This window comes from Selenomonas sp. oral taxon 138 str. F0429 (genome assembly GCF_000318175.2).
Taxonomy (GTDB): domain Bacteria; phylum Bacillota; class Negativicutes; order Selenomonadales; family Selenomonadaceae; genus Centipeda; species Centipeda timonae.
This window is the reverse complement of sequence record NZ_KB290938.1, coordinates 24170-38270: the sequence shown is the minus strand read 5'-3', so window position 1 is coordinate 38270 and position 14101 is coordinate 24170. Positions and strand designations below refer to the sequence as shown.

11 protein-coding genes and 2 pseudogenes are annotated in these 14101 nt (G+C 51.2%); 9 read left to right on the top strand and 4 right to left on the bottom strand.

The window, feature by feature from the left end:
- A partial coding sequence (locus tag HMPREF9163_RS05075) for a zinc ribbon domain-containing protein (protein WP_009440608.1) occupies positions 1–632 on the top strand: 632 nt, incomplete at its 5' end.
- A gap of 258 nt (positions 633–890) precedes the next feature.
- Here HMPREF9163_RS05075 and HMPREF9163_RS05070 read toward each other — a convergent pair.
- The 3 genes from HMPREF9163_RS05070 to HMPREF9163_RS05060 form a co-directional block, all read right to left on the bottom strand.
- Entirely contained in the window at positions 891–2651 is a 1761-nt protein-coding gene (locus HMPREF9163_RS05070; protein WP_037346174.1) for an ABC transporter ATP-binding protein, read from the bottom strand.
- Positions 2644–4389: an ABC transporter ATP-binding protein gene (locus tag HMPREF9163_RS05065; RefSeq protein WP_009440606.1), complete on the bottom strand. Its 1746-nt coding sequence runs from the start codon at positions 4387–4389 to the stop codon at positions 2644–2646. Before HMPREF9163_RS05065 ends, HMPREF9163_RS05070 begins: the two co-directional genes overlap by 8 nt.
- Positions 4390–4659: 270 nt before the next feature.
- Positions 4660–5739, bottom strand: a complete 1080-nt coding sequence (locus HMPREF9163_RS05060; protein ID WP_232296668.1) for an MFS transporter — start codon at positions 5737–5739, stop codon at positions 4660–4662.
- Positions 5740–5851: 112 nt separating this feature from the next.
- Here HMPREF9163_RS05060 and HMPREF9163_RS05055 point away from each other — a divergent pair, with 112 nt between their 5' ends.
- Positions 5852–7258: a PLP-dependent aminotransferase family protein gene (locus tag HMPREF9163_RS05055; RefSeq protein ID WP_009440604.1), complete on the top strand. Its 1407-nt coding sequence runs from the start codon at positions 5852–5854 to the stop codon at positions 7256–7258.
- 135 nt (positions 7259–7393) lie between these two features.
- Here the strand turns inward: HMPREF9163_RS05055 and HMPREF9163_RS12730 are convergent.
- Positions 7394–7942, bottom strand: a pseudogene (locus tag HMPREF9163_RS12730) (IS3 family transposase); the annotation flags it as partial.
- A gap of 260 nt (positions 7943–8202) precedes the next feature.
- Here HMPREF9163_RS12730 and HMPREF9163_RS05050 point away from each other — a divergent pair.
- The 7 genes and pseudogenes from HMPREF9163_RS05050 to HMPREF9163_RS12420 all read left to right on the top strand — a co-directional run.
- Positions 8203–8619 (top strand): hypothetical protein, encoded by a 417-nt coding sequence (locus tag HMPREF9163_RS05050; RefSeq protein ID WP_037346171.1) that lies wholly within the window; start codon positions 8203–8205, stop codon positions 8617–8619.
- A gap of 80 nt (positions 8620–8699) precedes the next feature.
- Positions 8700–9689: a WYL domain-containing protein gene (locus HMPREF9163_RS05045; RefSeq protein WP_009440601.1), complete on the top strand. Its 990-nt coding sequence runs from the start codon at positions 8700–8702 to the stop codon at positions 9687–9689.
- A gap of 326 nt (positions 9690–10015) precedes the next feature.
- A complete protein-coding gene (locus HMPREF9163_RS05040; RefSeq protein ID WP_232296666.1) occupies positions 10016–10546 on the top strand; it encodes a hypothetical protein in 531 nt (176 codons plus the stop codon).
- A gap of 102 nt (positions 10547–10648) precedes the next feature.
- Complete coding sequence (locus HMPREF9163_RS05035; RefSeq protein WP_037346168.1) at positions 10649–11512, top strand: hypothetical protein; 864 nt, start codon at positions 10649–10651, stop codon at positions 11510–11512.
- Between the two features lie 218 nt (positions 11513–11730).
- Entirely contained in the window at positions 11731–12780 is a 1050-nt protein-coding gene (locus HMPREF9163_RS05030) for a restriction endonuclease (RefSeq protein WP_009440598.1), read from the top strand.
- A 25-nt stretch (positions 12781–12805) separates the two neighbouring features.
- On the top strand, positions 12806–13006 hold the full coding sequence (locus HMPREF9163_RS12060) for a hypothetical protein (protein WP_009440597.1): 201 nt from the start codon (positions 12806–12808) through the stop codon (positions 13004–13006).
- A gap of 157 nt (positions 13007–13163) precedes the next feature.
- Positions 13164–14101 (top strand): annotated as a pseudogene (locus tag HMPREF9163_RS12420) (YifB family Mg chelatase-like AAA ATPase); the annotation flags it as partial.

Genomic DNA, 14101 nt, shown 5'->3' with positions numbered 1-14101 from the left:
GCATCTTCGCGAACAAAATCAAATGCGGCTGCTGTGGTTCTTGGTATGGAGCGAAGGTATGGCACTCGACCGACAAATACCGCAGAGTCATCTATCGCTGCAACAAGAAATATGCCCACAAGGGAAAGCCGTGCGGCACGAGACACTTGACGGAGGAGGAAATCAAACAGATTTTCGTTAAAGCACTGAACTCCTTGGTGGAGGTCAAAGAGAAGGTGATTGTGGAACTCCAATCCCTGATTGATGGCGTTTGCTGGACGGGGGAGCTGACAGAGGAACACGATAGAATAGAACAGGAACTCGGCGTTTTGGCAGAACGGCTTGAAACACTGATTCACGAGAATGCACGGGTGGCACAGGATCAGACGGCATATCTGAAACAGGAAAATGAAATTCGTGCGCTCTATGTGGAAAAGCAGGGGCATCTAGCGAGGTTGGATGAGCAAATTGCAGAGAGGGAGGGCAAGAGAAAGACCTTGGAGACCATGATTCAAGTGGTATATGGTATCAACGGGGAGCAGAGCGAATTCGATGAAGATTTGTGGGGCGGACTGCTCGATCACATTGTAGTTAAGGGTGATGGCGCGGTAGTTGTTTTCAAGGGCGGGATTGAGATTGGTATTGGAGGATGACGCTCGTTAGATTGCGGCAGAGTATTCATCCTGTCAAAGAAATAAACTGAACGACGATGAGAATTTATTGAGATGGACGGGAAAAAGATACATAAAAAATAGAGGAGCACTTTGATAAGGAATGCTCTTCTTACATATTAAATTTTAGGAACTCAGACTTCGCAGATAAATAATGTGTTACACCCCTTGAAACAGCTACCTTTCGATCAAAAAATTATCCTTTCGCGTTTGGGTGAGAGGATACCTTTATGTCCGCGATCATCTGATTTTGGACTGAGCTGTCGAAGATGATAGCCTCCACCCGACGGCTGTTCTGCGCGATGTGATGAAGTCGGCGTAGATGCCATCCTTGGCGATCAGTTCTTCGTGTGTTCCGCGCTGAACGATCCTGCCGTCTGCTACAACGAGGAGCTGCGCGGCGTTTCGAACCGTGTTCAGCCGATGGGCGATCATGATGACGGTCTTGTCCTGCGTCAGTGCTTCGATTGCCTGCTGCAGCCGATCTTCGTTCTCTGGATCGACGTTCGCCGTCGCCTCGTCAAAGATGATGATGGGCGCGTCCTTGAGAATGGCACGGGCGATGGAGATGCGCTGCTTTTCGCCGCCCGAAAGGTTTGCGCCACCCTCGCCGACCATTGTTTCATACCCGTTCGGCAGTTTCATGATGAAATCATGACACGCTGCCTTTTTTGCTGCCGCAATGACCTCTGCGCGGCTCGCCTGTGGTCGCCCAAAGCGGATGTTGTTCTCGATTGTATCGTGGAAGAGGTAGACGCGCTGAAATACAATGCTGATCTGTGCCATCAGGGACGCAAGCGTATATTCCTTGACATTGTGTCCGCCGATGGTAATTGTGCCGGCATCGACATCCCAGAACCGCGCAATGAGATGGCACAGCGTCGTCTTGCCGGAACCGCTCGGCCCGACAATCGCCGTCAAACTGCGTTCGGGGATCTCTGCGGAAATGTCGCGGAGGAGCGGTCTTTCTCCGTAGGAAAAGGATATGCGGTCCAATGTGATATCATGGTGCGTGGGGACAATATCTCTGCCGCTTTCGTCGAGCTGTGGAATGGCATCTGTTTCGTTTGCCTCGTCGATGGAGGCGCATACGACGCGGAGCAGAGAGAGCGCACTGCCCGCAGATTCGAGCTGCTGATAGGCAATGAAGGAGAAGACAATGCACATAATCACATCGAGCAGGGACATTGTTCCTGTGCAATGTGCATAGAGTGCGGCGGCGATGATCAGGATGCTGAAAAAGCGCAGGATGAGTTCCTGTGTAGCCACGTATGGGGTAAAGAGACGCTCCATCGAAAGATTGGCTCGCTCGCTTTCGGCAAGCGCATCACGCACCTGTCTATCGCCCTTGCCCGTAAGGTTGAATGCCTTGATGACGTGCATTCCGTGCAGCTGCTCAAGTACGGCCTCGACAAGCGATGCTTGTGCCGCCTGCCGTTTTGGTGCGAGCATGCGGGATTTTTCCTCCATGGTCGCTGTGACACACAGATAGAGGGCGATGCCGACAATGAAGACGGCGCCGATGCGCCCCTCGAAGACAAAGACCATCGGGATGAGGATGAGGGTATTCAGGAAGCCGGTCAGCGTGTTGACAAGCACCATGGAGGCAGTTTCCTCTACATCGCCCAGAACAGTTGTTGCGATGCCCATGATCCGTCCGAGGCTGCTCTCGTTAAAATAGCCCATCGGGACGCGCTTCAGACGCTCTCCGATGGCGATGCGCTTGTTCGCCGCCATGAAGTAGCCCGCATGGACGCGCTGCAGTTGTGAGATATACTCGACTACGGATCTACCGAGGATGCTGACGGCGAGGATTACGAGTGCCTGCATCGCCGTATCCATGCCGTCCACATGCTCCATGAGTCCCTTCAGAACGACATAGAGTGCTGCAATTTGCAGGGCGTGGAATATGGCGTAGAGCACACCGAGCAGCACTGAGCGGTTGAGATTTTTTCGCTCGCTGCCCGCGAACGCCCAGATTTTTTTGAGTGCGTCAATCATTTGCATCACCGTCCTTTGCACTGATGTGTGCCTGCCACATGCTGCGGTATTCTGTGCAGTCCGAAAGGAGCTGTGCGTGCGTTCCCGATGCTGCGATTGTGCCGCCCGCGATGAGAAAGATCGTATCCGCATCGGTGATAGTAGAGAGACGGTGCGCGATGATGATGACCGTCTTCCCGGCGATCAGCTGTGCGACAGCGCGCTGGATGACGGCCTCGTTCTCCGGGTCAATGTATGCCGTTGCCTCATCGAGGATGACAATGGGGGCGTCCTTCAACATCGCGCGTGCGATCGCGATGCGCTGGCGCTCGCCGCCAGAGAGATGGTTGCCGCCGCTGCCGACAAGGGTATCGTAGCCTTGCTCGAGTTTCTGAATGAACTTCGCACAGCCCGAAAGCTCTGCCGCACGCTCGACTTCGGCATCGGTCGCCGATGTTTTGCCGAGACGGATATTCTCTCGGATCGTGTCGTCAAAGAGATAGGTATCCTGCGCGACAAAGGAGACCAGATCATAGAGCTGAGGAAGGGGGATGTCCCTCACATCATGTCCGCCGATGCGGATGCTGCCCTCCTGTACATCCCAATAGCCGGCGATCAGACGTGCGAGTGTCGATTTCCCGCTGCCGCTTGCGCCGACAAATGCGTTCAGCGTGCCGCTCGGGATCGTGAGACAGATATCGTCTAGGACGTTGTTCGTTCCGTCGTAAGCAAAGGAGACATGTTCCACCGCGATGTCCGTCGTCTCAACGGGAATCGGCGTCGTCGCATGGTGCTGCTCCTCGGCAGAGAGAAAAGCATCGACGGCACCGACGGTTGTGCCGACCTTTGCCAATGCGTCGATGAAGCTCATGGACGCGAGCAGAGGCCCCGCGATCCCGAGGGAAAGGATGATCGTCTGGATAAAGACATCCATCGGAAGAGTACCGTCTTGATACCAGAGCCAGCCCACAGGCAGGATCGTGATGAGCGTGGTCGGGGATACCACCTTGCCGAGGGACATTGGCAGTTGGCAGTGCAGCATCCAGTGATAGTAGTACGAGGCATTTGCGCGAACCTTTTCCGAGAACTTTTCATAGGACGCTGCACCTTGGTTGAATGCCTTGATGACCTCGATGCCGCCGATGTACTCGACAACAGCGGCGTTCATCTCGTCCGTTGTCCGCACCGCCCCTGCGTATTTTTCCTCGTAGTCGCGCATGACGATCGCCATAAAGACCATGCCGACGGGAATCGAGACGAGAGAGAGCAGCGCCATGCGCCAGTCGAGGATGAGCAAATAGATGAAGATGCACAAGGGTCCAAATGTATTTGCTGTCATCTCCGGCCATAGGTGCGCAATCGTGCGCTCCATGCTCTCGACCTGATCGACAATCATGTGCTTCATTGCGCCGCTTGCGTGATCGATCACGGCTCCGAGCGGGAGCTTTGGCAGTTTCCCGAGGACGCGCGTGCGGATGTCGCGCAGTACAGCGAATGCCGCGCGATGCGACAGCGCAAGAGCCTGTGCATATAGGATGCTGCGCAGGGCATAGCCGACGAAGGCAGTAAGGCATAGGATGAGATAGAAGCGCGGCTCCACTGCGTCAAAGAGGAGTACTGTAATCATCTCTGCCGCCGCCCAGTAGGGAACAATCCCCGCGAGTACGCCGAGTGCCGCAAGTGCAATCGCCATGCGCAGCCGCCCATGCTCCGCAGCGGCGAGTTGCCAGAGTCGCCGCATAGGGCTTGTGTTTTCCATAAGAAAACCTCCATAATCAACGCGATTGGATTTTGTTATCAATTATAAGGTGATATGAAATTTGTGGCAAGCGGAAAAATTTGATGATCTCTGTGGATTCTGCGTGGCGCTGGGGATACGGCTGAGGCAAACGGCGCAGCAGAGCGCAGCCGATGCGGCGCACACCTGAAGGGCGAGACCGTCCACATAGGTGGCGGGCGAGGCGAGAGATATGCCGTCTCCCATGAGAAACTCACCCGTAAGCACAATCCCGAGTGCACCTGCGAGCTGCTACTCCGTCGTCAGGATGGCACCGCCAACGCCTGCGTCCTCCATCGGCAGATAGCGCAGGACAATACCCGTTGCAATGGGAATCACTGTGCCGTTGCCGATACCGAGGAGAAACAGAGAGAGGAGGACAAAGGGAATCGCAGTGGACAGTCCCGTGATTGTACCAAGCAACATGGCGAGGATGCCCACGCTGGTACAGATCGTTCCGTAGATCAGTACGCGCGGCGGCGCGAACTTCCGCATGAGTGCAGGTCCTGCAGATGAGGCAAGGATGAACCCCGTGCCGACCGCCATAAAGACGAGCCCCGCCGTCTGCGGTGTGAGGTCACAGATATTCTGCAGGTAGAGACCGAGCACGACAAAGAAGGGGACAATGGCGGCGTACAGGCATACGTTGAGAAAAATTCCGACCGTATAGCCACGATAACGAAAGAGTCGAAGAGGATTTCCGAACTGCTTTTGGTATGCCTCGTGTGCAGCGTTTTGGCATGCGGGCAGCGACCTGCAGCCAATGCCGGCGATCAGGCAGATCGGCATGTTGGCAAGGAAAATCATACGCCAACCGAGTCCGAGGAAATCCCATGCGGGAATCCAGCCGCCAAGTACCTGCCCCATGATCTGCCCGAGTCCGATGGACACACCAAATGCGGATAGTGCCTGCACACGTGCATTCTCTTCGTATGAAACACGAATCAGAGCAAGTACCTGCGGCACCATGACGGCGCCCGAAAGCCCCTGCAGAAGGCGTGCGACAACAAGCTGCAGTGCTGTCTGAGCAGCACCGCAGAGCACCGAGGTCACGGCAAAAAGAAACAGTCCGAGACGATAGATACGCCGCCGTCCGAAACGGTCGCCGAGGTGTCCGCCGACCATCAGCCCCGCCCCATAGACGAGCGCGTATCCGCTCATAATGCCCTCGAATTCTGCAGCCGACGGATGTAAGGAGGAAATGATGGCGGGGGCGGCGACATTGATAACGAACTGGTCGAAGATGGACAGAAACGAGCCGACCAGGATAAAGGGCAGGATATAAAGTGAGGCGGATACCTTTGTGCTCGTTGAAGCAATGCTGTTTTTCATATTCACGGTCATCTCTCCTGTGATATAATACATACAATTATTATGTTAGACTGCCTATTGTATGATTTCAACAGTAAAATTGTATGTATGACAATATTGCAGGAGATGTCCTATGCCCATCAATTCGTTCGACGACTATCCGATGACATGGTGTCCCGTACGTGCGGGGCTCCATCCTCCGTTCTATCGTGCACTTGCCGTGCAGCTTGAACGGGATATCCTCAGCGGACGGCTGTCGCCGCATACAAAACTCCCGCCGCAGCGGGAGCTTGCCGACTACCTCGATCTCAATCTGAGCACGGTAATGCGCGCCTTTCGTCTCTGTACGGACAAGGGGCTGATCTATGCGGTCATTGGGCGCGGGACGTTCGTCTCGCCGAATGCCGTGCTGCATGATACGATGGGAGGAACGAAAAAGCCCCTTATTGAACTTGGCAGCATTCATCCGTACGATTCACTTAGCGAGATTCTTGCGGATACCGCGCGGGAGATCCTGCGCGGCAGGGATGCAGCGCGGCTCTTTACGCTTGGCAGTGAACAGGATGAGAACCGTCATGCGCGGACTGTGTGCAGCTGGCTTGCACGTTTTTCTCTCACGGCAGAGCCGACGAATCTCCTCCTTACTGCCGGAACGCAGAGTGCACTTGCAATCGTACTCACTGCGCTGTTCGATGCAGGGGATCGAATTGCGGTGGACAGGTATACGTACGCGAATTTCATCAGCCTTGCAAAACAGCTGAACATCCGCCTCATCCCCATCGAGGGAGATGTGGACGGGATGCTGCCGGATGCGCTCGCACAGCAGTATCAGCAGATAAACATCAAGGGTGTCTATCTTATGCCGTCCTGCGCGAATCCGACCGGTATCGTCATGCCTGAGGAGCGGCGCAGGGAGATTGCAGCGGTGCTGTGTAAGCACAATATGCTTTTGATTGAGGACGATGCCTACGGCTTTACGGCACGCGAGAACGCTGCGCCCATGACCGTGCTCCTCCCGCGGCAGTCCATTTATCTGCACAGTCTTTCAAAACTTACCTGTCCCGGACTGCGTGTTGCATACATGCTTGTTCCAGCGCATTTTAGGCAGCTCATTCGGAGAGCGGCGCGCAGCCTCAGTATGGCGATCCCGCCGCTGAGTGCGGAGATCGCATCAGAGCTGATTGAAAGCGGCGCAGCGGAGCGTATAATGCGGGAGAAATGTCGGATGTCAGAGGATCGCAATCGCATCTTTCAAGGGATCTTCCCTGCACATACGGGGAATACACGCAGCTTCTTCCAATGGATGCCGCTGCCTGTGGGATGCGGTGGGGCGAATTTTGAGGCGCAGGCACAGCATCGTGGTGTTTGTGTCCTCTCGTCGGATCACTTTGCCGTCGGCAGCGAGGAAGAGTATTCTTTTATTCGTCTTGCCCTCTGCTCGCCGCCAACGAATGAGGAGCTGGCGCGCGGACTGCGCATTGTTCATGATCTGATGGAGGAAAATACGATCCCGCCGCAGACGGAGACATTGATCCTTTAGGAAGAATAAAGGAAGAGAAGGGTGAATTGTCCTCCCTACAATTTTTACCTTGTTATGACGGATGGGCGGTGCTATCGTAACAGAAGAGATGATAAAGAACGATTCACAACAGGCATTGTCAAACGGACATCCTTTCTTGGAGAAGGACTGGACAATATTGTTTGCATCCAAAAGCTTACGGAAAGAAGAAGCGGTATACTCCGCCCCATGATCGGAATGGAAGATCAGTCCGTAGGAAATATTCCTGCTCTGATATGCTTTATGGAAGGCAGCGATAATCAGGGCGGTATCGTGTTTGGAGGATAAACTCCAACCGATGATCTTTCGGGAAAACAAATCCATCACAATACAAAGGAAGTACCAAGTACGATTGACCCTAAGATAAGTAAAATCACTGACCCAAACAAGATTGGGGGCAGACTGATGAAACTGCCGACGCAGGAGATCGTGGCATTCACCGGAGTCTTTCTGTGGGGTTCGTTTTGGCTTAACGGTGGAAGGCTTTGGAAGGGTCATGGAGCGCATCAGGCGGTACACTCTTGCGCTGCTGATGGAAATGCCATAGTCACGGGATAAAATATGCGTCATTTTATAAGCACCGATGCAGTTGTCGTAGTCGGCATAGATATGAAGAATGAGACGACGAATGTGCTGATTCTCCTTCAGACGACTGTGGGCAAGCATGCTGGAGTGCGTGACCGTGGACATGGACACGGGGGGCGGTATTGTTTCAGGATAGAGCGGACGTGAGCGTATAGGAATTGGGAACATCGGAAATATTTTTGAAAATCTCCAAAAGGTAAAAATTTTTAACATCGAATATGCTATAATGCAATTATCAAACAATTGTAGCACAGCACTGATTTCTTTGCCAAATATTTCGCGACTTGTGAGACTGAGATATACCGTCCTTGGGTTTCTACTTTATGAAGGGAGAAATTACGATGACCAGCAAAGAACATCCCTTTATCCGATTTGGAGAGGATCGGATAAGGCTCGACTCCATCGCAGGCTATGGCATCCGCACGATTACCCGGTATTTTGTGCGAAACGAGGCGCACTCCGAGGTTGACAAGAACACCTATGAAGGGGCATTTGATCTGTATATGTACGATGATGAGCCGGATAAGAGTGCGCTCGACATCAACGGGTATCCCGTGTTCATGGATCGAATGGTGGTTCAGGAAGGTCATCTCCCACCCCAAGCGTTTGATGTGCAGAAGGCGCGTGCATTGTATGTCCGAGGCAAGCAGATGGGAGGTGGATGGTCGGTGTCTTCCACCTTGCTTTACAACGAGGGCGAATGCAGTTTTGACATCCATGCCAAACTTGTCGAATTGGATGAACTTCTCCTCGACTAGCAGAAAAATTTGTCCGACAAAAATAACAGGAATCGACGCATATCGTATCAAAAGGATCTGTATTTTAAGGATGTGAGCGTATGTCTCTCTATGGATTGTGTGACAAGAAGTCTCTGAATCTACTGATTCTGGAGATTTTGGAGCAATATACGGACAACGACCATCGCTTGACGCAACTGGAAATTGTAGATTTGCTCGAAAAAAACTACGGCGTTAAATGTACTCGGCAGACGGTCAAGAATAATCTTGTGCTCTTGGAGGATATGGGGCATGAGATTTCCATGCAAGACGGTATCTACCTTATGTCGCGCCAGTTTGATGATGCGGAACTAAGGATGCTGATCGACAGCGTCCTCTTTTCCCGCACCCTTTCCGCCGCACAGGCCGAACGACTGATCGAGAAACTGACAGGACTTGGCAACAAATACTTTCGCGCCAAAGTTAAGCATATTTCCCATCTGCCGAAACTCATACACTCGGACAATAAGCAAGTTCTGCTGAATTTAGATGTGCTGAACGATGCCATCGAACAGGGGCGAAAGGTCAGCTTCATTTATAATAGCTACGGCAAAGACTTCAAGCTGCATCCTCGGCGAGAAGAGCCGTATATCGTAAATCCGTATCAGATGGTGGCAAATCAGGGCAGATATTATCTGCTCGGAAATTATGATAAATACGACGATGTTTCTCATTATCGCTTGGATTACATGACGAAGGTGCAGATGCTTGCTGACAAGGTCAAGCCGAAAGATAAAGTAGAAGACTTTGCCCAAGGCTACAGTTTGCCCAAGCACATGGCAGAACACATCTATATGTTCAGCGGTCCTAGCGTGCAAGTGAAAATGCGCGTCCGTGAGCACATGATGGGATCGCTGATCGACTGGTTCGGTAAGGCGTTCCGCATCGTGCAGGAGGAGGCGGATGGACTCGTTATTTCCGTTGTCTGCAACAAACTGGCGATGAAATACTGGGCGTTGCAGTACGGAGAATATGCGGAGGTCTTGGAGCCGAAAAGCCTGCGGGAAGAGATTTGCGATGCGGTCGATTATATGGGAAGTGTTTATCGGTAAGCGGTACGCGCAAATATTCGCTTTGTGGAAATAGTGCGCTTCCACTGCAGAAATCTGAGACGATATGTAGGGGATCAAATTGTAAGGAGAGAGCAAAATGCCATCGTACAAGGAAATTCGCGAACTTAGGATTACATGTACGTGTGATGATTTGATACCTTCATTGTCGGAATACTATCCTCATCGGGAGAATTGTGAGCCAGAATACGGTATCCCTGTGGAGAGGCTTTATAAGGAGATAGAAAAATACGAAGAAGATGGATTGTTTTCTCGTACCGAAGATGATATTTGGGGGCTGGCGAATCCTATTAACTGCGGATGTATCCGTGGCAGAGTACCCTGTTGAAATGCTCAAAAAGCAGGATATGATCCTTGTTTATCAGACAACCACCGAGGGGCAGTTGGTCGAATGTGTGTACCCGCTCTTTCCTTTACAAAAGGGGGAGCTGGATGTGACTATGTCTAGGCCTGCAATCTGTTGTTTTGCCAATATGGATGCAACAAAAGAGTTTATTCGCTTCCTCGGATGGCAGATGCTAACTGACTGCAAAGTTATTGATCTTGACTTCGCCGATGTTCTCACGGCATTTGCATCACAGCGAGGAAATATTCTCTGCATATCTAAGAAAACTCTGATTCAGCAGGAAGAATTATCCGAAAAAGATGCAGAAGCACAGGGAGCTCTGTTTATCTTTAGAGGGGATGAGCAACTTTCACTGTACGAAGTATGTGTAAAAGCGGAGAAACTCTGTAGCTCTTTTCACGAAAGTGGAAACATTATATGGATTGTTGAAGTATGTCAAGAGCGGAGTGTGACCGTACTTCTTGCAAAGAAACTTACCAATCCAGTTATTTGATCGTTATGGCTTATTATAAAACCGATGTCCATATACAGGCGAAGAATTCAAAGACCTGTGAGCGGAAAAGGCGAGCGGTAAATCGAATTGATGGGGGAAGAAATGTCATCATACAAGGAAATATGGGATCTGCGAATTACCTGTGTCGATAAGAGTTTGTTTCCTCCTTTGGAGCGCAATTATTCCTGCGTTACAGAGTGCGATCCCCTATATGGTATGACTGTGCGGCGATTTTATAAAGATCGCGAGAGATACGAAGGAGATGATGAGCCCTATGTGATATGGGCGTCTTATACAGATAGAGAAAGTCTTGAGAATGATGAGCCGTACGACATGGAAGAGGATGAAGTATGTCTATGGCGCGTCTTGCTGATCGCGGACACCCACCTCGTAACAACCCCGCCGGAAATATTTGAACAGCAGGATATGCTTCTCATATACCGTACAGCCTCCGAGGGAGAATTTATCGAATCAGTGCAGCCCTTGTTGGTGCGGCGAACAGATGAGTTCTACCGACATTTGCATAACCCCGACATCTTTTGCTTCGATGATGTGGAGTGCGCAAAGGATTTCGTGCACTGGTTTGGACTGTGGTGGGGCAAAAGCTGTTATGAGGATATGGGAGTCTTGGACTATTCGGATGTAAGAAACACATTGGCATCGCAGGAAGGGAAGATTTATTGTGTCTCGGAGGAGCGTCTGATTCGCCAAGATAAACTGCCTGTGAGGGATGAGTCAGTGCAGGGGGTATTAGTTTCTTTCTGTGTGGACGAAGAATATTCTTTCATTATAGATGAGCATCTCGAATGGGGGTATATGTCAGAGCAGGAGGATGATCTTTCCGACTACATTAGAGAAAAAGCGCAGGAGATCATCCAATGTTTTCCGGCAGCGCAATTTATATGGACGGTAAGAGCGGATAAGGAGTGTGAGGAGGTCGTATTTATTGCAAGAGAGATGGATTAACAAACTTTTAGTGAATCATGATAAAAGACTGTTTTTTAGATTGTTGCAGAATTTCTATCCTGCCAAGGAAAGAGTTCTCACATACTAAAATGGGAAGGATTTCCTCTCTCGACAGGGTGGAAAGACTACGTGAAATAGAGGAATATTTTGTATTTAGCTAGAACTAATGTTGATGATGATGTTTATCTGTTTTGATGAGTAAAGGAGTATGAACTATTATGGCTAATTATTTCATTTTCCGTGTAGACTATGGCGAGTGTTTTCCTTTTATCTATGAAGAGTTAAAGCAGGGACGCTTGCGACAGGGATGGGGCGGCTCTGGAATGGATGTGCGAAATCCGTTTGACGAGTTTACAGCAGCATGGAAAAAATGGTCTTCATTTAGTGAAAATATGAAACGCCGCTATAATATGTTGCGTATAATGCTTGAAATCAAAGAAGGCGATCTAATTGTCATTCCTAAGGTCAGCATTCAGCAGACGGCGACAGGGCGTTACTTCACGATTGTGAAATGCAAAAAGCCATATGAGTTTTCCCTGTCGGATGGGAGGAATGATTTCGGGCACTATATCGAGGTGGAGTCCCTCGTCAGCTGTGACTATGATTCAAGTGGTGCGGCACAGGCACTTAGCCGTGCATTCGGAGGCTATCAAAGTGCAGTAAATCGTGTTGTAAATGAGGGGGTTATGGATGCCATTGATGCTCGGATCGTATCGGGGATGAGCATGACGCATCCAGTACACACACGTCTCGGACTCCTATCGGCAGAAACTGATCAGGCGAGGAGCTTCTATCTCAAGGAAATTGTTCACAAGATGCAGTCGTGGCAGAACTCCATGTTTGAGCGAGTGATCGAGAGCCTGTTTGTGCAAAGTGGCTACATCAAGGTGCGCAGCAACTACTATGACGGTGAGGGCGGCGATGTCGATCTTGTATTTAAGGCATTCAGCAAGCGGACGCTAATGTATGACATTTATGCAAAATATGATGATGAGATGCCTGAGATCTACATACAGGCAAAGAAAAAGCGCGGGCATGACGGTAATGACATTGTGGGGGTTGAGCAACTTGTTCAGATGGCGAAGAAGGACGGAAGAGCGAAAGTGTTAATCCTTATTAATCTTACGGATAAGTTTAGCACAGAGGCACGAGCTCTTGCAGAGCAGGAGAGTGTAGTCTTGTTGAATGGGGAGGATTTTGCATCTGTGCTCGTTCGTCATGGCATGGAGGATGGCGTGGCTGTCTTAGATAATGGCGATGCGGTGTGAGGAATCGTTCGAGAGGAGAATTTATATGTCGATTGCACTGTCTGGTTGTGTGATTATTGAAGAGAAGCACAATATCCTTCGCTATCGCAGAAAGTGCGAGAAATGCGGTAATACATCAGCTCCCTATACAACAACATCAATAAAGGGGAAAGGAACAAAGAGGAAAACCTCCTTTCGCTGTAGCAAGTGCGGAAGTAAACAAGAAGTTGTTATTCAAGGTGAGTGATACAGTGTAACGAACAAGAAGGAAAACGTCATAATAAGGGAGATTCCCTTCGTCACCTCCGGCGTTTGGAATCTTTTCTTTTGCAAAGAATCATTAGGCAACTTCCCCTATCCTGTGTTATAATTTTCTTATATTTGAAACGTAGGAGGGAGAGCCGTTGTTTGCAAAGACTTATGGTGCGACGACCCTCGGGATTGACGGACGGATTATCGACGTTGAGGTGGATGTTTCGCCGGGGCTGCCGGGCTTTGAGCTGGTCGGGCTTCCCGATACGTTGGTGAAGGAGTCGAAGGAGCGCGTGCGCACTGCAATCCGCAACTCGGGCATTCAGCTGCGGCAGGAGCGGGTGACGGTGAATCTTGCACCTGCCGATGTGCGTAAGGACAGCTCGGGGCTTGATCTGCCGATTGCCATTGGTCTCCTTGCATCCTACGGTATGGTTCCGGAGGCGGCGGTACAGAGTGCGCTCTTCTCGGCAGAACTCTCTCTCGATGGGAACTGCCGACCGATTAGCGGCATCCTTCCAATGGCGATTACGGCACGGGAACATGGGCTGACGGAGTTCTATGTTGCTCCCTCCAATGCAGATGAGGCACTCCTCATTGATGGACTGAAGGTCTATGCGGTCGAGAATCTGGCGCAGCTTGTGCGTCATCTGACGGGCACGGAGATGCTGACTCCTGCCACACCGAATCATATCGAATCACAAAAAGACGCTGCGTTTACCGATGACTTTGCGGACGTGCAGGGACGCGAAGCGTGCGCTTGAGATTGCAGCGGCGGGAGGGCATAACGTCCTCATGGTCGGCGTGCCCGGTTCGGGAAAGACGATGCTTGCACGCCGTATGCCTTCGATCCTGCCGGAGCTGACGAAGGAAGAAGCCATCGAGATCACGAAGATTTACAGCATCTCGGGGCTGCTTGGCAAGGATACGGGGCTTGTAACGACGCGTCCCTTCCGCAGTCCGCATCATACATCTTCGACGGTGGCGATGATCGGCGGTGGGAGCATTCCGCGTCCGGGAGAGGTGACACTCGCACATCACGGCGTGCTCTTCCTGGACGAGCTGCCGGAGTTCAGCAAGAAGACGCTTG